Annotated in this window: 18 protein-coding genes and 2 pseudogenes; 12 read left to right on the top strand and 8 right to left on the bottom strand. The window is 68.6% G+C overall.

The features are described 5' to 3' along the window. Positions 1 to 17: 17 nt before the first annotated feature. Together QEG98_RS06240 and wecB are read right to left on the bottom strand one after the other, a co-directional pair. Positions 18 to 1,034, bottom strand: coding sequence for an RluA family pseudouridine synthase (locus QEG98_RS06240; RefSeq protein ID WP_316566080.1), 1,017 nt, complete (start codon positions 1,032 to 1,034; stop codon positions 18 to 20). A gap of 100 nt (positions 1,035 to 1,134) precedes the next feature. Next, positions 1,135 to 2,265, bottom strand: a complete 1,131-nt coding sequence (wecB, locus tag QEG98_RS06235) for a non-hydrolyzing UDP-N-acetylglucosamine 2-epimerase (RefSeq protein ID WP_090485004.1) — start codon at positions 2,263 to 2,265, stop codon at positions 1,135 to 1,137. A gap of 107 nt (positions 2,266 to 2,372) precedes the next feature. On the opposite strand from wecB, the pseudogene kdsB reads away from it, so the two are divergent. Then, positions 2,373 to 3,107, top strand: a pseudogene (gene kdsB, locus QEG98_RS06230) (3-deoxy-manno-octulosonate cytidylyltransferase); the annotation flags it as partial. 288 nt (positions 3,108 to 3,395) lie between these two features. Further along, positions 3,396 to 4,070 (top strand): hypothetical protein, encoded by a 675-nt coding sequence (locus QEG98_RS06225; RefSeq protein WP_316566079.1) that lies wholly within the window; start codon positions 3,396 to 3,398, stop codon positions 4,068 to 4,070. Here QEG98_RS06225 and QEG98_RS06220 read toward each other — a convergent pair. After that, complete coding sequence (locus QEG98_RS06220; protein ID WP_090485010.1) at positions 4,063 to 4,911, bottom strand: aldo/keto reductase; 849 nt, start codon at positions 4,909 to 4,911, stop codon at positions 4,063 to 4,065. The genes QEG98_RS06225 and QEG98_RS06220 overlap by 8 nt on opposite strands. A 109-nt stretch (positions 4,912 to 5,020) precedes the next feature. Here QEG98_RS06220 and QEG98_RS06215 point away from each other — a divergent pair, with 109 nt between their 5' ends. The 6 genes from QEG98_RS06215 to QEG98_RS06190 all read left to right on the top strand — a co-directional run bounded on the left by QEG98_RS06215 (position 5,021) and on the right by QEG98_RS06190 (position 11,155). Beyond that, on the top strand, positions 5,021 to 6,787 hold the full coding sequence (locus tag QEG98_RS06215; RefSeq protein WP_316566078.1) for an ABC transporter ATP-binding protein: 1,767 nt from the start codon (positions 5,021 to 5,023) through the stop codon (positions 6,785 to 6,787). 307 nt (positions 6,788 to 7,094) lie between these two features. Further along, positions 7,095 to 7,328, top strand: coding sequence for a hypothetical protein (locus QEG98_RS06210; RefSeq protein ID WP_020478920.1), 234 nt, complete (start codon positions 7,095 to 7,097; stop codon positions 7,326 to 7,328). Positions 7,329 to 7,413: 85 nt separating this feature from the next. Next, positions 7,414 to 9,054 (top strand): CTP synthase, encoded by a 1,641-nt coding sequence (locus tag QEG98_RS06205; protein WP_316566077.1) that lies wholly within the window; start codon positions 7,414 to 7,416, stop codon positions 9,052 to 9,054. Continuing rightward, the gene (gene kdsA, locus QEG98_RS06200; protein WP_011551215.1) at positions 9,051 to 9,887 is read left to right on the top strand and encodes a 3-deoxy-8-phosphooctulonate synthase; all 837 of its coding nucleotides are present in this window, start codon (positions 9,051 to 9,053) and stop codon (positions 9,885 to 9,887) included. Before QEG98_RS06205 ends, kdsA begins: the two co-directional genes overlap by 4 nt. 31 nt (positions 9,888 to 9,918) lie before the next feature. Then, complete coding sequence (locus tag QEG98_RS06195) at positions 9,919 to 10,494, top strand: KdsC family phosphatase (protein WP_090485016.1); 576 nt, start codon at positions 9,919 to 9,921, stop codon at positions 10,492 to 10,494. Between the two features lie 40 nt (positions 10,495 to 10,534). Next, positions 10,535 to 11,155 carry a response regulator gene (locus tag QEG98_RS06190; protein WP_020478919.1) on the top strand — a complete coding sequence of 207 codons (621 nt, stop codon included), beginning with the start codon at positions 10,535 to 10,537 and terminating at the stop codon, positions 11,153 to 11,155. Between the two features lie 95 nt (positions 11,156 to 11,250). Here the strand turns inward: QEG98_RS06190 and QEG98_RS06185 are convergent, their stop codons facing one another. Both QEG98_RS06185 and QEG98_RS06180 read right to left on the bottom strand, forming a co-directional pair. Then, the gene (locus QEG98_RS06185; RefSeq protein ID WP_090485018.1) at positions 11,251 to 11,694 is read right to left on the bottom strand and encodes an Hsp20/alpha crystallin family protein; all 444 of its coding nucleotides are present in this window, start codon (positions 11,692 to 11,694) and stop codon (positions 11,251 to 11,253) included. Between the two features lie 210 nt (positions 11,695 to 11,904). Then, positions 11,905 to 12,099, bottom strand: a complete 195-nt coding sequence (locus QEG98_RS06180) for a CPXCG motif-containing cysteine-rich protein (RefSeq protein ID WP_011551211.1) — start codon at positions 12,097 to 12,099, stop codon at positions 11,905 to 11,907. A gap of 60 nt (positions 12,100 to 12,159) precedes the next feature. On the opposite strand from QEG98_RS06180, the gene QEG98_RS06175 reads away from it, so the two are divergent. Beyond that, positions 12,160 to 13,014, top strand: coding sequence for a hypothetical protein (locus QEG98_RS06175; RefSeq protein WP_316566076.1), 855 nt, complete (start codon positions 12,160 to 12,162; stop codon positions 13,012 to 13,014). 9 nt (positions 13,015 to 13,023) lie between these two features. Here the strand turns inward: QEG98_RS06175 and serB are convergent. The 3 genes and pseudogenes from serB to QEG98_RS06160 form a co-directional block, all read right to left on the bottom strand. Then, a pseudogene (gene serB / locus QEG98_RS06170) lies at positions 13,024 to 14,222 on the bottom strand (phosphoserine phosphatase SerB). Positions 14,223 to 14,295: 73 nt separating this feature from the next. After that, complete coding sequence (locus QEG98_RS06165; protein ID WP_316566075.1) at positions 14,296 to 15,876, bottom strand: serine/threonine-protein kinase; 1,581 nt, start codon at positions 15,874 to 15,876, stop codon at positions 14,296 to 14,298. Between the two features lie 65 nt (positions 15,877 to 15,941). Continuing rightward, a complete protein-coding gene (locus QEG98_RS06160; protein WP_090485026.1) occupies positions 15,942 to 16,691 on the bottom strand; it encodes a TIGR02266 family protein in 750 nt (249 codons plus the stop codon). Positions 16,692 to 16,796: 105 nt separating this feature from the next. On the opposite strand from QEG98_RS06160, the gene nuoE reads away from it, so the two are divergent. Genes nuoE through QEG98_RS06145 form a run of 3 tightly spaced genes read left to right on the top strand, consistent with a single transcriptional unit; the run spans position 16,797 to position 19,164 of the window. After that, positions 16,797 to 17,285, top strand: coding sequence for a complex I 24 kDa subunit family protein (nuoE, locus tag QEG98_RS06155; RefSeq protein ID WP_011551206.1), 489 nt, complete (start codon positions 16,797 to 16,799; stop codon positions 17,283 to 17,285). Between the two features lie 35 nt (positions 17,286 to 17,320). Continuing rightward, a complete protein-coding gene (gene nuoF, locus QEG98_RS06150; protein ID WP_013935739.1) occupies positions 17,321 to 18,661 on the top strand; it encodes an NADH-quinone oxidoreductase subunit NuoF in 1,341 nt (446 codons plus the stop codon). Continuing rightward, complete coding sequence (locus tag QEG98_RS06145) at positions 18,658 to 19,164, top strand: NADH-quinone oxidoreductase subunit J (RefSeq protein ID WP_141594091.1); 507 nt, start codon at positions 18,658 to 18,660, stop codon at positions 19,162 to 19,164. The genes nuoF and QEG98_RS06145 overlap by 4 nt, the downstream gene beginning before the upstream one ends. The last annotated feature ends 46 nt before the right edge of the window (positions 19,165 to 19,210 follow it).

The raw sequence follows: 19,210 nt of genomic DNA, 5'->3' as shown, positions 1-19,210 counted from the left end.
CTGGCCCCCTGCCTGCTTCATTCCGGGCTGGGGGCCTTCGCGTTTCGGGCCGGCAAGGCCACGGGCCGGCCTTCGATGAAGGCCGTGAGGTCCGCCGGCAGGGGCGCCTCGAACGCCACCGCCTGGCCAGAGCCCGGGTGGGGGAAGGCGATGCGCGCGGCGTGCAGCGCTTGCCGGGGCAGGCGCAGCCGCGGCCACGCCTCGGGCTCCAGACAGTGCTTGCTGAAGCGGTCGAAGTAGCCGGGGTCTGGCCCGTACATCTTGTCGCCCACGAGCGGGAAGCCCACGTGGCGCAGGTGGATGCGAATCTGGTGCTGGCGCCCCGTCTCCGGAAAGCAGCGCAGCAGCGCGAAGGGCGCGCCGTCCCGCGTGAAGCGCTGGAGCACCTGGAAGCGCGTGCGGCTCTCCTTGCCCTCCACCGGGTCGATGCGCACGGCGATGCGGATGAGCTCGGTGCCCTCCGCGATGGGCGCATCCACGGTGAACGTGTTCTCGGGCGGGTGCCCTTCGCAGAGCGCCAGGTACTCCTTGTGCACGTCACGCGAGACGAACAGCCGCCCCAGCACCCGGCAGGACTCCGTGGTGCGCCCGCAGACGACCAGCCCGCTGGTCTCCCTGTCCAACCGGTGCGCGGGCTCGGCGAAGCGCTCACCGAAGCGCTCCCGCAGGAGCGTGACGAGGGTGCCCTTGTGGTAGCGCGCCGTGGGGTGGATGGGCAGGCCCGCGGGCTTGTCCAGCACCAGCAGCCAGTCGTCCTGGAACACCACGGGCAATTCCGTGGGCGTGTCCGGCTCCTCGCTGGCGCGGCGGCGGATGCGGAAGGCCAGTCCCGGGTACACCGGCGTGGACGGCTTCAGGCGCCGCTCCTCGCAGATGACACCCCTCAGGATGACGCCCTGGAGCCGCTCCCGCGTCATCCGGCGGAGCTTCTCACCCAGGTACTCATCCAGCCGCCAACCCGCGTAGTTCGGCTCGACGACGTAGCGGATGTCGACGTAGCCCTCGGGGGCTTCTTCCTGCGGTGCGCTGTGCATGGGCCTGCCGGCGCTCTACCACGGCGGGCCCTCCTGCACAGGCGGGGACGGACGAGCAGGCGGGCCCACGCAGTGCCGGGCCCCCACCCGTCATCTGCCATCAGGCCGAGGCCGCCTGAATCGGCCGGTCCTCGACGCCCAGGAAGCTCGCGAACAGGTCCGCGATGCGCTCGGCGGCGCGGCCATCCCAGAACTCGGGCACGCGGCCCTGCTTGCCTTCCCCATCCAGCACGCGGTCGGCGGCCAGACGAATGCGGACCGGGTCGGTGCCCACCACCTCGTTGGAGCCTTCCTCCACGGTGATGGGGCGCTCGGTCTGCTCGCGCAGGGTGAGGCACGGGATGCCCATGGCCGTCGTCTCCTCCTGGAGGCCGCCGGAGTCGGTGAGCACCAGGCGCGCCTTCGACGTGAGCGCCAGAAAGTCCAGGTAGCCCATGGGCTCCACGGGCCGCAGGTTCGGCGTGCGCTCGAACCACGTGTTCAGGCCATGCTCCGAAATCACCTTCCGCGTGCGCGGGTGCACCGGGAAGATGACCGGCAGGCGCGTGGCGACGTGGGCCACCGCGGACAGGAGGCCGCCCAGAATCTTGGGGTCGTCCACGTTGGAGGGCCGGTGCAGCGTGCACACCGCGTAGCCGTGGGGGATGAGCCCCAGGTCCTTGAGCAGCGGCAGCTTGTCGGCCTTCTCGCGCGAGGCGAAGAGCGAGTCGATCATCACGTTGCCCACGAAGTGGATGCGGGCCGGGTCGGTGCCTTCCTTGAGCAGGTTGGCGTCCGCGTCACGTGACGGCGTCAGCAGCAGGTCCGACAGGCGGTCGGTGACGAGGCGGTTGATCTCCTCCGGTTGGTGTGGCGAGTAGCTGCGCAGCCCCGCTTCGACGTGTGCCAGGGGGATGCCCAGCTTCGACGTCACCAACGCCGCCGCGATGGTGCTGTTCACGTCGCCCACCACGGAGACGAGCGCCGGAGGGTGGGCTAGGAAAACCTTTTCCAGCTCCACCATCATGCGTGCCGTCTGCTGCGCATGGCTGCCCGACCCGATGCCCAGATGGACGTCCGGGGCAGGCAGGCCGAGGTCGGCGAAGAACACGTCGCTCATCTTGGCGTCGTAGTGTTGCCCCGTGTGGACAAGGATTTGCTCCAGGGGAGTACGCTCGGCGATGGCGCGATAGATGGGCGCGACCTTCATGAAGTTCGGACGCGCCCCAACGATATGAATGACCTTCTTCATGTTGCGACCAAAGCTAGGCACTGGAGCCGCGCTGGCCAGTGTCCCATGATGCGAATGTCCAATCCCGGGGGCCGGCAATCGTCGCGAACCTGATAGACGGAGGGGTCATGCAATCTTGCCGGACCGTTGCAGTCATTCCCGCCCGACATGCCAGCACCCGCTTCCCGGGCAAGCCGCTAGCAATCATCGCCGGCCGAACAATGATTGAGCACGTCTGGCGCCGCTGTCAGGAGGCCCAGGCCTTCGACGAGGTGTGGGTTGCCACCGATGACGACCGCATTCGCGCCGTCGTGGAGGGCTTTGGCGGCAACGCGGTGATGACGAGCCCCGCCTGCGCCACGGGGACGGATCGGGTCGCCGAGGTGGCGCTCGGCCGTCCAGACATCGACATCTGGGTGAACGTCCAGGGAGACGAGCCCCTGGTGGACCCCGCCGCGCTCCAGCGGCTGGCGGGCCTCTTCCAGGACGCGTCCGTGCGGATGGGCACCCTGGTCCGCCCGCTCGAAGCGGACGAAGCCGCCAGCCCGCACGTGGTGAAGGCGGTGCTCGCGCTCAACGGCGACGCGCTCTACTTCAGCCGCAGCCTGGTCCCCCACGCCCGCGAGCCGGGCACGCCCGTCCAGCGCTGGGGCCACATCGGCCTCTACGGCTACCGGCGCGAGGTGCTGCTGTCGCTGGCGAAGCTGGCGCCCACGCCGCTGGAGGACGCGGAGAAGCTGGAGCAGCTCCGCGCGCTGGAGCACGGCATCCCCATCCGCTGCGCGAAGGTCACCTCGCACACGGTGGCCGTCGACCTCCCCGGTGACGTGGAGAAGGTGGAGGCCCTCATGCGCGCGCGAGGGGCTGACCATGGGCTTCCTCAAGAACGTGTTTGGCGGTGGCGCGGCGAAGGCGGACGCGGAGTCCTCCGCGCCTGACGCGGCGCCCGCGACCGCGCCAGCCACATCCGCCTTGCCCGAAGCGGGAACCACGGTCCCCGCCGTCGGCCCAGCGGGCGCGCCCCATGCCGCCGAGGCTCGGGAGCATGCTCCCGCGGAAGCCCCCGGCCCGAAGCCGCCCCGAAACCACCCGCGCCTCCGAAACCGCAGCGCGCGCAAGAGACCCGCAAGCAGCAGCAGGAGGACGAGGACATGGAGGGCGTTCAGCGGCTGTTGTCGCGCAAGGTGGAGCGGGTGCTGGAGCAGTTGGGAACGCTCGCCACGCGGGCGCGCTCGGGCGAAGAAGTACCCACCATCACCGTCACGCTCCACCTTGCGCACGGTCATTCGATGACGGGCGAGGTGGTGGACTACGTGCCCCGCGAATCGGTGCTGATGGCCCTGGGCAAGGAGGGGCTGCGCCGCTCGGAGTCGGTGGCCTACGTGGACCTGTCCACGGTGGTGGCGGTGGCGGTGGGCAACGCGGAGAAGCTGCTGGAGCTGACGCAGCTCGTACGGCCCAACCCCACGCGGCAGGACGTGGCGACGCTGCTGGAGAAGCTGCCCCACGCCCTCACCGAGCAGTTCTGGCCGGGCGAGGCGTCCCTGGGCGGCAAGCCCCTGCGCTTCGAGGTGGACTGGGTGGGCCTGGACGACGAGCCGGGCCGCCGCGCGCTGGAGTCCGCCGTGAATGTCACCAGCCATGCCTTGCGCGCCCTGGCCCAGGAGCAGGGCCGCGAGGTGCTGCGCCGCATCACCACCGTGCGCTTCCTCAAGGGCCGCGACACCCGCGCCGCCGTGGAGGGCGAGACGGGCACGGTGACGGTGGGCCCGGGTGAGCCCACCGTGTCCGCCTTCCGCAAGGCCTTCGCCGCCGGCATCAGATGACGGGCAGCGACGCCGGCTCGTGCCCCAGCGGGAAGGCCGCGTCGAGGTGGGCCAGCTCGTCGGCGGTCAGCGTCAGCGACGCGGCGGCGGCGTTGTCGCGTGCGTGGGCTTCCCGGCTCGCCTTGGGGATGGCGAACAGCGACGGCCCACGCACCAGGAACCGGAGCGCCACCTGGTACGGCGTGACGCCGTGCGCGCGGGCGATGGCGCCCAGCACCTTCCCACCCCGGCTGTCAGGCCGGGGAAAACGGCCGTTGCCGAAGGGGCTGTAGCCCACCACCGCCACCCCGTGGGCTTCGCACCAGGGCAGGACGGCGTGCTCGATGGCGCGCTCCTCCAGGTGGTAGAGCACCTGGTTGCAGGCGATGCGCCCGGGCCCCGCGAGCGCGAGCGCCTCCTCCAGGTCCTCCACCCCGAAGTTGCTCACGCCCCAGGCGCGAATCTTTCCATCCGCCACCAGCTTCTCGAAGGCGCGCACCGTCTCCTCCAGCGGGTGCGAACCCGGCCAATGCAGCAGGTAGCAGTCGAGGTGGTCCGTGCGCAGCCGCTTCAGGCTCCGCTCACAGGCGGCGAGCGTGCCCGCGTAGGAAGCGTTGGACGGCATCACCTTCGACACCAGGAAGACGTCGCCGCGCCGGCCCGCGATGGCCTCGGAGACGATGGACGCCTCCACCTTGCCGTGGCCGTACAGTTCAGCGGTGTCCACGTGCGTCATTCCCAGGTCCAACCCGGCGCGAAGGGCGCGGATGGCGCCTGCCCGGTCGTCCTCCTCCATCTGCCAGGTCCCCTGGCCCAGGACGGGCACGGACACCCGTGTGCTTCCGAATGGACGCTGCTCCATGGCACTCCCCCTGACTCGGCGTATGACTTGCTTCGAGAGGATTAATACCGCTTCAACGCACACGCAGGCGTCCGGTGCGCAGGTTGGAAGCTCGCGTTAGTCTCCGCCGGTGTCTTCCCCCGCGAACGATTCGAAGAGCAGTGCCTCCCCTGGCGTCACCGTCCGGCGCCTGCTGAAGCTGGCGCGCCCGGAACTGCTGCCACTGGCCGCGGGCACCTTCTTCCTCCTCATCAGCAGCGGCGCCACGCTGGCCTATCCCCGCGCCATTGGCGACCTGGTGGACCAGGCCCTCAACGCGCGCGACCGGTATGTGGTGGACCGGCTCGCGATGCTGATGCTCGCCGTGTTCACGGTGCAAGGCATCGCCATGGCGCTGCGCATCTACCTCTTCACCAACGCCGGCGAACGCGTGGTGTCGCGGCTGCGCAAGGACCTCTTCCGCGCCCTGCTGTCCCAGGAGGTGGGCTTCTTCGACTCGCGCCGCACGGGCGAGCTCACCAGCCGGCTCTCCTCGGACACCACCGTCCTGCAGACCACCGTCACGGCCAACGTGTCCATGATGCTGCGCTACGTCGTCACGGCGCTGGGCGGCGTGGGCCTGCTGCTCTACACGTCCGTCCAGCTCACGCTGGTGATGCTGGCCGTCATCCCGCCCGTGGCCATTGGCGGCGTGTTCTACGGGCGCCGGGTCCGGGTGATTTCCCGTCAGGCCCAGGACGCGCTCGCCGCCAGCGGCGAGGTGGCCGAGGAGGACCTGTCCGGCATCCGCACCGTGCGCTCCTTCGCCGCGGAGCGGCACGAGGTGGAGCGCTACAGCGTCGCCGTGGAGCGCTCCTTCACGCTGGCCAAGAAGCGCGCGCTCCAGACCTCCGTCTTCATGGGCGTGGCCTCCATCGCGGGGTATGGCTCCATCGCCGCGGTGCTCTGGTACGGCGGCCGGCTGGTGGTGGACGGAGGCCTCTCCGTGGGCGAGCTCACCTCGTTCCTCATCTACACGATGCTGGTGGCCTTCTCGTTCAGCGGCATCGCGGAGCTGTGGGCGGACTTCATGCGCGCCAGCGGCGCCGCCGAGCGCGTCTTCGAGCTGCTGGACCGCAAGCCCGCCATCAGCGCTGGCGGCCAGCAGCTCACGGACCTGCGCGGGCACGTGCAGTTCCGCGGCGTGCACTTCGCCTACCCCAGCCGTCCCGACGTGCCGGTGCTCCAGGGATTGGACCTGGAGCTGCGGCCGGGCGAGGTGGTGGCGGTGGTGGGCCCCTCCGGCGCGGGCAAGTCCACGCTGGCCTCCCTGCTGTCGCGCTTCTACGACCCACAGAACGGCGAGGTGCTGCTGGACGGCCACCCGCTCACCTCCCTGGAGCCGGAGTGGCTGCGCCGCAACATCGGCATGGTGGCGCAGGAGCCCCAGCTCTTCTCCTGCTCCATCGCGGACAACATCCGCTACGGCCGGCCCGGCGCCACCGACGCCCAGGTGGAGGAGGCCGCCCGGGCCGCCAACGCCCACGCGTACATCGAGCGCTTCCCGGAAGGCTACGGCACCCAGGTGGGCGAGCGCGGCGTGCAGCTCTCCGGTGGCCAGAAGCAGCGCGTGGCCATCGCCCGGGCGGTGCTGAAGGACCCTCGCCTGCTCATCCTGGACGAGGCCACCAGCGCCCTGGACGCGGAGAGCGAACACCTGGTGAAGGACGCGCTGGAGCGCCTGATGAAGGGCCGCACCACGCTCATCATCGCCCACCGCCTGTCCACCGTGGCCAACGCGGACCGGGTGCTGGTGCTCGACGGCGGCGTCGTCATCCAGAGCGGCACCCACGCCTCCCTCATGAGCCAGGAGGGCCTGTACCGGCGCCTGGTGGAGCGGCAGTTTGTCGCAGCTTGAACGCCCGGTGCCCACACGGCGCTCGCCACGCACCCCGCGACAGTGGCGCGCCCCCAGGCTCCCGATTAAGTCTGGGGCTCCGAAAGGAGGTGATGCCTTGAACGACAGCAACTCCAAGGCGTCCACCTCCGCTTCGCGGGCCTGAAGAGGCTCCGAGGCGGTGGCGGATGCTGGCAGTTCCGGGCCCGTTCCCCGCGAGGGGGACGGGCCTTTTCGCGACGGCTCGGGAATGCCAGACCGCCCCTCCTGTTCGGAGCGCGCCGGGGGGAGAGGCCGACTCAACACGTTTCATCCGGGAGTTTCCGCCGTGTCCATCACTCCATGCCCCAGCCCGCTGCCCACCGCCCTCCGGGACGAGGAGTCCGTGGACGCGCAGCGCAACCTCTTCTGCCCCAACTATGACGCCTGCCTGCACCTGGTGGTGAAGCGGGGCTGGGAGGGCTGGAGCTGCCGGAACTGCGATTTGCGCAAGTTCCGCGTCGGGCAGCCGAACGCCCAGGAGTTCGCGGTCGCCCGGCCGGGTGCTTGGGACGGCAACTGACGCCGCCCGCGCCTGCCCCAGCGGGCGGCCGTCCATCGGAAACAGAATAATTGACGCATCCCTGCCTCAGTAGGCAGAACGGGACATGCGCTCCAAGAAAACCAAGTTCATCTTCGTGACGGGCGGAGTGGTCAGCTCCCTCGGCAAGGGTCTCGCCTCCGCTTCGATTGGCGCCCTGCTGGAGAACCGTGGGCTGGCCGTCACCCTCATCAAGCTGGACCCCTACATCAACGTGGACCCGGGCACGATGAGCCCGTTCCAGCACGGCGAGGTGTTCGTCACCGAGGACGGCGGTGAGACGGACATGGACCTCGGCCACTACGAGCGGTTCACCAACGCGCGGATGAGCCGGCTCAACAACTTCACGTCCGGCCGCATCTACCACGCGGTCATCATGAAGGAGCGGCGGGGCGAATACCTGGGCAAGACGGTCCAGGTGATTCCGCACGTCACCGACGAAATCAAGTCCAGCATCCGCCAGGCGGCGCAGGACGCGGACGTGGTCATCGTGGAGGTGGGCGGCACCGTGGGCGACATCGAGTCGCTGCCCTTCCTCGAGGCCATCCGTCAGATGCGCTACGACGTGGGCAGCGAGAACGTCGTCTACGTCCACCTCACGCTGCTGCCGTACATCGGCGCGGCTGGCGAGGTGAAGACCAAGCCCACGCAGCACTCGGTGATGAAGCTGCGGGAGATAGGCATCCAGCCCGACTTCCTTGTGTGCCGCACCGACCGCGAGGTGCCCCGCGAGCTGAAGGACAAGATTGCCATGTTCTGCAACGTGGACACGCGCAGCGTCTTCACGTCGCCGGACGTGCGCAGCACCTACGAACTGCCGCTGGAGCTGCACCGCCAGGGCCTGGATGAGCGGCTCGCGGAGGTCCTCAACATCTGGAGCCGGGCGCCCCACCTGGAGCGCTGGGAGAACATCATCCGCAAGGTGTACGAGCCCGCGCGCGGCCAGGTCCGCATCGCGATTGTCGGCAAGTACGTCAACCTCACGGAGAGCTACAAGAGCCTCAACGAGGCGCTGCTGCACGGCGGCATCGCCAACGACGTGAAGGTGAACCTGCACTTCGTCGACAGCCAGGAGGTCGAGGAGCAGGGCGCGGAGAAGCTGCTGGCCGGCGTGGACGCCATCCTGGTGCCCGGCGGCTTCGGCGTGCGCGGCACCGAGGGCAAGATCGCCGCCGTGCGCTACGCCCGTGAGAAGAAGGTGCCGTTCTTCGGTATCTGCCTGGGCCTGCAGATGGCCGTGGTGGAGTTCAGCCGCGGCGTGCTGGGCCTGGCCTCCGCCAACAGCTTGGAGTTCAACGAGCACACGCCGCACCCGGTGGTGACGCTCATGGAGAGCCAGGTGAAGGTGCAGGACAAGGGCGGCACCATGCGCCTGGGCAGCTACGCCTGTGCGCTGAAGCCCGGCTCGCTCGCCCACCAGCTCTACGGGCAGGACACCATCCAGGAGCGCCACCGCCACCGCTACGAAGTGAACAACGCGTACCGCAGCAAGCTGCAGGAGGCGGGGCTGGTCATCTCCGGCTCCAACCCCGAGCTCAACCTGGTGGAGATGATTGAGCTGGCCGACCACCCCTACTTCGTCGGCTGCCAGTTCCACCCTGAATTCAAGAGCAAGCCCTTCGCACCCCACCCCCTCTTCTCCGGCTTCATCCGCGCGGCGCTCGCCCAGCGGGACGCGAACGCGGCGGCCGGCAAGGTGACCGAATGAGCGCCCCCAACCCCATCGAGCTGTGTGGCTTCAAGGTCGGCCAAGGCCAGAAGCTGTTCGTCATCGCCGGCCCGGACAGCATCGAGTCCGAAGACATGGCCCTGCGCCATGCCTGGATGCTGAAGGAAATCACCGGCCGGCTCGGCGTGCCGTACGCCTTCAAGTGCTCCTACGACAAGGCCAACCGCACCAGTGGCAAGTCCTTCAGAGGCCCGGGTCTCAAGGAAGGCCTGAGAATCCTGAAGAGAATCCGGGATGAAGTGGGCGTTCCCGTCCTCACGGACGTCCATGAGACGAGTCACGTCGGGCCAGCCTCGGAAGTTGTGGATATCATCCAGATACCGGCCTTCCTGTGCCGGCAGACGGACCTGGTGGAAGCCGTGGCGCGTACGGGCAAGGGCGTGAACCTGAAGAAGGGACAGTTCGTGGCGCCCAAGGACATCGTCCACTCGGCGCGCAAGGCCTTCGAAGCGGGCAACCCCAACGTGCTCGTCACCGAGCGCGGTTCGACCTTCGGCTACAACAACCTGGTGGTGGACATGCGCGGCTTCGCGCAGATGCGCGACGCCGGCCTCGCCGTGTGCTTCGACGCCACCCACTCCGTTCAGCTCCCCAGCGCCGGAAACGGTGAGACGGCGGGCGAACGCCGCTTTGTATCACTGCTGGCCCGCTCCGCCGCAGCCGCCGGGATTGACGCGTTGTTCACGGAAGTCCACGAAGATCCGGATCGTGCCCTGTGTGACGGTCCCTGTTCGCTGAATCCACAGATGTTTGAAGACGTGGTACGAAACGTGCTGAGCATCCGCCGGGTGTTGGGACACGAGCCGGGTTGATGTGTCGGCAAACAAGGGAGTCGAGCAAGCCATGGTGACGGACGCCCCTTCCAGACTGGCAACGGAAGAGCTGATGTCCCGTGCTGCGCGCGTGCGGCTGCTCGTCTTCGACGTGGACGGGGTACTTACCGACGGCGGCCTCTACTACGGCCAGGACGGCGAGCTGATGAAGCGCTTCGACGTCAAGGACGGCCATGCGCTCGTCATGGCCCGGCTGTCCGGGTTGCCCGCCGCCATCCTCACCGCCCGCACCTCCGGCATCGTGGAGAAGCGCGGGCGGGAGCTGGGCCTCGCGGCCGTGTTCCAAGGCCGCCGTGACAAGTCGGCCGCGCTCAAAGAGCTGGTCACCCAGTTGGACGTGCCCCTGGACGCCTGCGCGTACATGGGTGACGACCACAACGACCTGGGTCCACTTTCAATGGTGGCTCTTTCCGCTTGTCCTGCGGATGCGGTCCCCGAAGTGCGCCGCGAGGCACACTTCGTTACCCAGAGTCCTGGCGGCCGAGGGGCCGCTCGCGAACTCGTGGAGCTGTGTCTCAAGGCCAGTGGCCGCTGGGACGACGCAGTGGGTCTGATGAGAGGGACTGATAGGCGCGGTACTCTGTGAGGTTGAAGAAAACCCGTGTTCAAGGTAGGTGAATAGTTCCATGGGCAGCGGAATCATGCAGCAAGAGGGGAGTACGGCCATGACGGACCAGCTCTACACGACGCACGACATCAGTCGTTTGCTTCAGGTGGATCCGTCCACGGTGAGCAAGTGGATTGACCGTGGCATCCTGATGGCGTTCAGGACGCCGGGTGGCCACCGCCGCGTGCGGTCGGCGGACCTGCGCACGTTCCTCATCACCCACCAGATGCCGGTTCCCGAGGAGCTCGGCAGCGGCACGGTGCGCCTGCTCGCGGTGGATGACGAGCGTCCGGTGCTGGACGCCATCAAGCGCGCGTTCAAGCCGTTCGCGGCCCAGGTGGAGCTGCAGACGACGACGAGCGGCGTGGAGGCGTTGCTGCTCGTGTCCGAGCAGAAGCCGCACGGGATGATCATCGACCTCAACATGCCGGACATCGACGGTCTGGAAGTCTGCCGCCGCATCCGCGCGCGCAAGCAGATGGAGGGCGTGCGGCTCATCACCATGACGTCCGCGCATACGCCCGAGGTCGTGGAGCAGTCCAAGCAGGCCGGCGCGTTGGCGTGCATGGCGAAGCCGCTGGACGTGCAGCAGGTGCTGGAGCTGTTCCGCGTTCCGCTGGCGCTCAGCGCCAAGCGGTAGGACAGGCAGGGCTTCCGCCTTGCTCGCGGAAGCCCTGGCAGGGATTTCAGTGGGAGGCAGGTGACCTCCCTGGCCCGCGGTGTGCGCCCGCGGCTTCAGCCCTGGACCTTGACTTCGATGACGCGGGGCTTGGACTCCTCGCGCCGAGGCAGGGTCAGCGTCAGCACACCCTGCTCGTAGCGAGCCTCCACCCGGCTTGCGTCCACCGTGTCAGGCAGCGCGAAGGAGCGGGCGAACGTCCCGAAGACGCGTTCCTGGCGGCGCACGTTGACGCCCTCCGCGCGCGGCTCGGCCTTGCGCTCGGACTGCACGGTGAGGATGTCCTTCTCTACCGTCACCTGGATGGCCTTCGCCTCCAGCCCGGGCATGTCCAGTTGGAGCGTGAGGCCGCTTTCGGATTCGGTGATGTCCGCGGCCGGCGTGCGCTCACGCGGGGCCTGGCGCCACATGGGCTGCGTCAGCTCGCGGAAGAGCGCGTCGACATCGCGCATCAGCGGGTTCACCACGACGGCGGAGTTGAACGGATTGCGAGTCTGCATGGTCGTCTCCTGTTCGTGACGTCCTCGCGGACGCACGGCATGAATGAGCCTGGGTTGTTCTGGTTCGCGGTCGCCGCGGTGCCCCCCACCGGAGCTCCAGCGCCGCCTCACAAGACTCAAGAGAACCATGCTTCGGAACGTGTCAAGCAACGCCCCGGCGCCTTCACCGGCGCCACGTTTCACGCCCGCCCGCCTGCCCTCCAGGCCACCTCAGTCGTCGTCGCGGCCAAGGTGCACGGCGAAGCTCTCCTCGTCGCGGGACACCTGCACCGTCCAGGGACGGCAGCACACCGGGCAGTCCTCGATGTACGTCTCCGAGGCCACACCAATGGGGTCCACGGCGACCTCCACTTCCTCACCGCAGTAGGGGCACAGCTGGGCGGCGGATTCCGCGAAGGGCTGCATGGCTGGGTCTCCTCATCACGGACTCAGCGTCCGCGCATCTAGACGGTAGAATGCCGAGCCATGGCCTCTCCTTCCCGGAATCGCATTGGCGACATCCTCGTCAAGGCACGCGTCATCGACGACTTGCAGCTGCGCAGCGCACTGGCCACCCATGACCAGTGGGGCGGACGTCTGTCACGCATCATCGCGGACCTGGGTCTGGCCACCGATGACGTCATCACCGAGGCCATCTGCCAGGGCCTGGGAATGCAGCGCATCCAGCTGGGCAACGTCACGCGCGACGCGGGCGCGCTCTCACGCGTCGACGTGAGCCTCGCCGAACAGAAGGCCGTCTTCCCGGTGTCGCTCAAGGACAACGGCAAGACGCTGGTGCTGGCCATGGCGGACCCCACGGACCTCGGCACCCTGGACCAGGTGGCGGCGAAGAGCCGCGCACGCGTGGTCGTCATGGTGGCGGGCGAGCGTGAAATCGAACACGCCATCCTCCGCCACTACCGTGGCCAGGAGCCCGTCGTCAGCACGCGCTTCGGCGGCAACACGCGCCCGAGCAGCTCGGACGCGCCGGAGGACGAGGACGAGTTCAAGGTCGTCGACATGAGCGGCAACACGGTGGTGAAGCGCATCGCCGACATCACCCCGCCCGCTCCCGCCGCGGCGCCTCCGCCCGCGCCCCGCGCGCCGGAGCGCGCCCCCGCCCCAGGCGCTGGCGCTGGCGCCAGCGCCGCGGACATCCTCGACGAGATTCTGGCGGGTGGCACGCCCGCTAATGAGTGGACGGACGAGGACCTCAAGCGGCTGCAGACGGTGCAGCAGAACCAGGAGAAGAGCTCCAAGATTCTGCGCGCGCTGCTCGAGCTGCTGCTGGAGAAGAACCAGCTCCAGCAGCGCGAACTGGCGGCGCGGATGCGGCTGTAGGGCGCGCCCTCAGCCGGCGCCGGAGCCCGCTTCCAGCAGCTCGCGGCCGGTGAGCCCCAGCAGGTACAGGATGCTGTCCAGGCCGCCCGCGGAGATGGACGTGTCGGCCGCGGCGCGCAGCTTGGGCTTCGCCCGGAAGGCGATGCCCAGCCCGGCGCGCTCCAGCATCAGCAAGTCGTTGGCGCCGTCTCCCACGGCGACCACCTGGTCCAGCAGGATGCCTTCCGCCTGCGCCAGCGACTCCAACAGCTCCGCCTTGCGCTGCGCGTTGACGATGCGGCCCACGGTGCGGCCGGTGAGCTTCCCGTCCTGAATCTCCAACTCGTTGGAGTACGCGAAGTCGATGCCCAGCCGCGCCTTCAGCGCCTCGGCCGCCACGGAGAAGCCGCCGCTGATGACGGCGGTGCGGTAGCCCAGCCGCTTGAGCACGCGCACCAGCGTCTCCGCGCCCTCCGTCAGCGGCAGGTTCGCCGCGAGCTGGTGGACCACGGATGCATCCAGGCCCCGCAGCAACGCCACGCGCTGACGCAGCGACTCGTCGTAGTCCATCTCGCCGTGCATGGCGCGCTCAGTGATGCGCGACACCTGCTCGCCCACGCCATGCACACGCGCCAGCTCGTCGATGACCTCGATGCGGATGAGCGTGGAGTCCATGTCCATGACGACCATCCGCTTGCCGCGCCGGAACAGGCTCTCGCGCTGCAACGCCACGTCGAACCCGCCCGACTGCATGGACAGCTCCAGCAGCGCGTGCTTGAGCGCGTCAGGTGGCTGGCCCGGCGGCAGGCTGATGTGGATGTCCACCGAGCCCAGGCGCGGCTCGCTGAGGCGCGTGATTCGCTCCACGTTGGCGCCGTGCCCCGCGAGCACCTGCGTCAGCGCATGAAGCTCCTCGCGCCCAGGGCGCGGCCCACAGCGGTGACGACGTGGCGCGCGGACGCGGCGGGCGTGGCGGGCGCCTCCACCGCCTGGAAGTCCAGCGCCACGCCCAGCGTCTGCGCGGCGGACAGCAGCGTCTCCAGGGTGCCGCTCGCCGGGGGCAGGCGCACCAGCAGGCAGAGCGTGAGGCGCCCCTGCACCACCACCTGCTCCACGTCGAGCAGTTCGGCGCCAGCTTCCGCCAGCAGGCCGGTGAGGCGCGAGACGATTCCGGGATGGTCCTTCCCGGTGACGGTGATGAGCACGCTTTCGGACAGGGGCGGAGTCATGGCGCCACGGAGTGTGGCAGCCCCCATCGTGCGCGGCGAGCCCCGAGTGCGCCGGGGCCCGGCCGCTCGTCCGTCACTCCTTCGGCGTGTCCGAGGAGATGACGAGGTCGCCCTTGGCGAGGAACTCCTTGTCCGGGAACGCCTGGTAGAAGTCCTCCAACATGGCGTCCACGTCCGGGTAGCGCTGCTCGCGCTTGTCCTGGGTGGCCTTGTCGAAGAGCTGGTCGAGGCCGCTGGGGGCCTCCGGGTTGACCTCGGAGGGCAGCGGCGAGCGGCGGCCCGGAATCTGCCCGGTGAGCATCTCGTAGAGCAGGATGCCCAACGCGTAGACGTCCGCGGAGGCGCCCGGCTCCTTGCCGCCCCGGTTCATCAGCTCCGGCGCCATATAGGCCATGCCACCCGTGCCCACGAAGACCTGGGGCATGCCCTTGGTGGCGTCCACCTCCACCACGCGGCCCAGGCCGAAGTCGGCCAGCTTCGCGTTGCCGTACGTGTCGAAGAGCACGTTCTCCGGCTTGATGTTGTGGTGCGTGAGGCCCGCGGCGTGCGCGGCCCGCAGACCATAGGCCATCTGCAGGAAGGCGCGCAGCGCGAAGGGCACTGGCACGCCGTTGCCACCACCCGCGTCCAGCCGCTCACGCAGGCTGCCCTGCATCAACTCCAGCACGAAGTACGGCCGGGCGGCGTCCACGTTCTGATCCACCACCTGGACCACGCCCGGGTGGCGCACCTGCGCCTGGGCACACAGCTCCTTCTTCAGGCGCTTGAGCACCTCGCCGCGCTGCAGGAAGGAGAAGTAGCCGAAGATGTCCTTCAGCTCCTTGAGGCAGATGTCCAGGCCCAGCGCGGTGACGCGCCCTTTGAAGACGGTGCCCAGCGGCCCGGTGCCGATGGGGTCGAACTTCTGGTAGCGCAGGTCCAGCTCGGCGCCCTTCGGAGCGGGAGCGGCGGGCGCTGCTGCAGCGGCGGAGGTGGAAGCGGGGGGAGGAGACATGGGGGCGGCGGCAGGCGCGGGAGAGGTGGGGGACGGCGCGGGGGTGTTCGACGCGGTGAAGGGCCCCTGGACGATGACGGTGGCCTCGCGGCGGGGCTCGGCGGCGGCCTCCGCGCGGGGCGCCGGGGCTGACGGCGGCGGCATGGGGATGGCCGCGGACGGCATGCCCAGGTCCAGCGCGGGCATGGCCGAGCGCGAGCTGCGCACCGGCGGCATGGGCGGCGGCGCGGGCGGGCCGGAGGGCACGGGCGGCGCGCCGTCGACCTCGGCCTCATCCAGCAGGAGCTCCGGCGGAGGCGGAGGAACCATCAGCGGCTCGTCCCCACCGGCCCCCTCCAGGGGCGCGTCCGCGGCGGCGGCCAGCTGATCGGCGAAGAACTCACCGACCTCCACGGAGAAGCGCTCGTTCAGCTCCCCACCCGCCACCTGCTCACCCTGGTCGGTGAGCTTGAGCTGGGCCTCGCGGTCCATGGCGATGTAGTGGAACTTGCGCAGGAAGAAGAAGTAGTTGTCGAACTCGAGCGACACGGATGGCTCAAGTGCGGCCTTCACGTCTGCCAGCTTGTTCGAGCGTCCAAGACGGCCGTTCTCCCTCAGGTTCCGGAGGATGAACAGCGCCTCGCCACTGACGGTGTCGCGATTGAGGGCGGGCTTCTGCATGGGGAAGCGACTCTATGCCGTCCCCACGCCGTGGCTCAACGGATGACTGGCGGTAAAACGCGCCCCTACTTGATGCGCAAGAGCTGCTTCACCGTCTCCAGGACTTCCACGAAACGCACCGGCTTGCGCAGGTAGATGTCCACGCCCAGTTGCATGGCGCGGTCCTGCGCCTCCTTGCCGCCGGCGGAGATGGCGATGATGGGGATGGTGCGCAGCGCTTCTTCCTCGCGCATCCGCTCCACCAGGGCGAAGCCGTCCATCACCGGCATGTAGAGGTCCGTCATCACCAGATTGAAGCGGTCCTCGCGCAGCATCAGCAGCGCGTGGTGCCCGTCCGGCGCGAAGTGGACCTCCAGGGGGACCTTTCCGTGCAGCTCGCCGCTGGCCAGCTTCTTCAGCACGTAGCTGTACATCTCGATGATGTGCGGGTTGTCCTCGACGATGAGCACACGATACCCCTCGTGCTCTGCGTGGGACGCGTGGCTGTCTGCTCCTGCCGCACTCAAGATGTCACCCAGTTTCCGCCGGTCCTGCTCGCGCTCCACGCGAACGCCGACGCCCGCGGGCTGATCGGGGCCCGCTGGCCGCATCCAGGCCACGGTTCCGCTGACTTCTACCGGATCCAGCAGTCCCGGGAAAGAAAGTGCGAGCCGGACCTCGTCCCCCATGACGAAGGCCTGGTCCGTCTGGACGAACAGGCCCTCGTGGGACAGGTTCTCCGTCACGTCGCGGGCCTGGCGCCCGTCCGTGTAGTCCACTCTCAGCACGGCCGGGACGCGGGGGTGCTGGCGCTTGTCCTCTGGACCCGGGTTCATAACAAGGGCTTGAAATCGCTCGGCAATTTGCTGATGGCAACCCAGTGTAGCTTCGAGGGTTTATGTTGACAACGTAGCCATTGGGGCAATACGTACCGGCCCGCCATGGCGGAGCCCCTGTTCACCTCTGAAGAGCAGAAGAAGTTCGACGCGGGAATCGCGGAGATCATCTCCCACTACCCCCCGGATCGGAAAAGCGCGGGCATGCTCCCAGCGCTGCGTCTGCTCCAGGAAATCAAGGGATGGCTGCCCCCGGAAGGGTTGCGGCTGGTGGCGAAGCATCTGGAGGTCACTCCCGAGCGGGCCATGGAAGTGGCCAGCTTCTACGTGATGTACCACCTCAAGAAGCCGGGCAAGTACGTCATCGACGTCTGCACGAACCTGTCCTGCTCGCTGTGGGGCGCGGAGAAGATGCTCGCCTACCTGGAGGAGAAGCTGGGCCTCAAGGCAGGTGAAGCCAATGAGAAGTTCACCTTGCGAGAGACCGAGTGCCTGGCCTCGTGCGGTACTGCGCCCTGCCTGCAGATCAACGAGGATCACCACGAAAGCCTGACCCAGGCGAAGCTGGATGCCATCCTCGCCAAGTTGAGCTGAACCCCCACCCTTCTTAGGCTTAGGACGTCATCGACATGGCCTCTACGGCAAAGGCGATCGAACCGATCATCTCGGCGGCCTGGGGTAAGCCTCAGTCCTGGACCCTGGACAGCTACCGCAAGCGGGGGGGCTACGAGGCGCTGAAGAAGGCGCTCCAGATGGAGCCCGCCGCCATCATCGACGAGGTGAAGAAGTCGAACCTCCGCGGTCGCGGTGGCGCCGGCTTCCCCACGGGCCTCAAGTGGAGCTTCGTCCCCAAGGACAGCCCCAAGCCCAAGTACCTGGCGGTCAACGGCGACGAGTCCGAGCCGGGCACCTTCAAGGACCGCTACATCCTGGAAGATGACCCGCACATGATGCTGGAGGGCATCGCCATCGCGTCCTACGCGCTGGGCGTGCACACCTGCTACGTGTACCTGCGCGGCGAGTTCAAGTTCCCGGCGGAGCGCACGCAGGCGGCCATCGACGAGGCCTACAAGGCGGGCATCTTCGGCAAGAAGGTCCTGGGCAAGGACTACGAGCTGAACTGCTACCTGGTCCGCGGCGCGGGCGCGTACATCTGCGGCGAGGAGACGGCGCTGCTGGAGAGCCTGGAAGGCAAGAAGGGCTGGCCCCGCCTGAAGCCGCCCTTCCCCGCGGTGGTGGGCCTCTTCGGCTGCCCCACGGTGGTGAACAACGTGGAGACGCTGGCCAGCGTGCCCGCCATCTTCCAGCAGGGCGCGGAGGCCTACGCGAAGCTGGGCACCGACAAGTCGGGCGGCACGCGGCTCGTCTGCCTCTCCGGCACGGTGAACCGGCCGGGCGTGTACGAAGTGTCGATGTTCACCACCCTCTCCGAGCTCATCTTCGACGACAAGTACGGCCGGGGCATGCCCGCGGGCCGGAAGGTGAAGGCCGTGATTCCGGGCGGCTCCTCGGCGCCGGTGCTGGGCGCGGACGAGCTGGACGTGGCCATGGAGTTCGAGGCCCTCAAGGTGAAGCAGACCATGGCGGGCTCCGGTGGCGTCATCGTCATGGACGACGCCACCTGCATGGTGCGCAGCCTGTGGCGCGTGGCCCGCTTCTACGCGGAAGAGTCGTGCGGCCAGTGCACGCCGTGCCGTGAAGGCACGCCCTGGCAGACGCGCCTCTTGCGCAAGATCGAAGAGGGCCGCGGCGAGCCGGGCGACATCGACATGCTGTCCAACGTCGCGTCGTCGATCGCCCCCTACCCGCCCATCGGCCTGGGCAACACCATCTGCGCGCTCGGCGACGCGGCGGCGCTGCCCACGCACTCGTTCCTCATGCGGTTCCGGGACGAGTTCGAGGCTCACATCCGTGAGCACCGTTGCCCGTTCGGCGACAAGCCCTGGGGTTCGTTCGGAGACTGGTCTTGAACATCGAGCTCATCCTCTTCGGGGCGTTCGCGCTCCTGACGCTGCTGTCGGCTGGAACGGTCATCTTCGCGCGCAGCCCCATCAATTCGGCCATGGCGCTGGTGTCCACGTTCTTCTTCATGGCCGGCATCTACGTGCTGCTGTGGGCGCACACGGTGGCCGTCATGCAGGTGCTCGTGTACGCGGGCGCCATCATGGTGCTCTTCCTGTTCGTCATCATGCTGCTCAACCTGGGAGAGTCGTCCACGCGCGGCAAGCCCACGGTGGCCCGCGTCGCGGGCGGCGCGGCGACGGTGGGCCTGTTCGTGGTCCTGGCCATCGTCCTCCTGAAGCTGCCCGCCGAGCCGGCCACGCTGAGCACGGGAGCCCAGGCCTCCTTCGGCACCATCGCCACCATGGGTCAGGTCATCTTCACCCAGTGGCTGTTCCCTTTCGAAGCTGTGAGCTTGCTGCTGCTGGTGGCCATGGTGGGCGCAGTCGTCGTGGCCAAGTCGCGGATCTGATCGCCCATCCCGGACAACTTTTCTGTGCTAGATGGCGGCGCAGGCA

Source organism: Myxococcus sp. MxC21-1 (assembly GCF_032612255.1).
Classification (GTDB): Bacteria; Myxococcota; Myxococcia; order Myxococcales; family Myxococcaceae; genus Myxococcus; species Myxococcus virescens.
This window is presented reverse-complemented; position numbering and strand designations above follow the sequence as displayed.

Excerpts from the sequence above, each read along its gene's own strand:
- QEG98_RS06165 (WP_316566075.1), bottom strand. The coding sequence starts at position 15,876 with ATGCAGAAGCCCGCCCTCAATCGCGACACCGTCAGTGGCGAGGCGCTG.
- QEG98_RS06240 (WP_316566080.1), bottom strand. The coding sequence starts at position 1,034 with ATGCACAGCGCACCGCAGGAAGAAGCCCCCGAGGGCTACGTCGACATC.
- QEG98_RS06220 (WP_090485010.1), bottom strand. The coding sequence starts at position 4,911 with ATGGAGCAGCGTCCATTCGGAAGCACACGGGTGTCCGTGCCCGTCCTG.
- QEG98_RS06190 (WP_020478919.1), top strand. The coding sequence starts at position 10,535 with ATGGGCAGCGGAATCATGCAGCAAGAGGGGAGTACGGCCATGACGGAC.
- QEG98_RS06160 (WP_090485026.1), bottom strand. The coding sequence starts at position 16,691 with ATGAACCCGGGTCCAGAGGACAAGCGCCAGCACCCCCGCGTCCCGGCC.
- QEG98_RS06175 (WP_316566076.1), top strand. The coding sequence starts at position 12,160 with ATGGCCTCTCCTTCCCGGAATCGCATTGGCGACATCCTCGTCAAGGCA.
- QEG98_RS06180 (WP_011551211.1), bottom strand. The coding sequence starts at position 12,099 with ATGCAGCCCTTCGCGGAATCCGCCGCCCAGCTGTGCCCCTACTGCGGT.
- wecB (WP_090485004.1), bottom strand. The coding sequence starts at position 2,265 with ATGAAGAAGGTCATTCATATCGTTGGGGCGCGTCCGAACTTCATGAAG.
- QEG98_RS06185 (WP_090485018.1), bottom strand. The coding sequence starts at position 11,694 with ATGCAGACTCGCAATCCGTTCAACTCCGCCGTCGTGGTGAACCCGCTG.
- QEG98_RS06195 (WP_090485016.1), top strand. The coding sequence starts at position 9,919 with ATGGTGACGGACGCCCCTTCCAGACTGGCAACGGAAGAGCTGATGTCC.
- nuoF (WP_013935739.1), top strand. The coding sequence starts at position 17,321 with ATGGCCTCTACGGCAAAGGCGATCGAACCGATCATCTCGGCGGCCTGG.
- QEG98_RS06225 (WP_316566079.1), top strand. The coding sequence starts at position 3,396 with ATGGAGGGCGTTCAGCGGCTGTTGTCGCGCAAGGTGGAGCGGGTGCTG.
- nuoE (WP_011551206.1), top strand. The coding sequence starts at position 16,797 with ATGGCGGAGCCCCTGTTCACCTCTGAAGAGCAGAAGAAGTTCGACGCG.
- QEG98_RS06205 (WP_316566077.1), top strand. The coding sequence starts at position 7,414 with ATGCGCTCCAAGAAAACCAAGTTCATCTTCGTGACGGGCGGAGTGGTC.
- kdsA (WP_011551215.1), top strand. The coding sequence starts at position 9,051 with ATGAGCGCCCCCAACCCCATCGAGCTGTGTGGCTTCAAGGTCGGCCAA.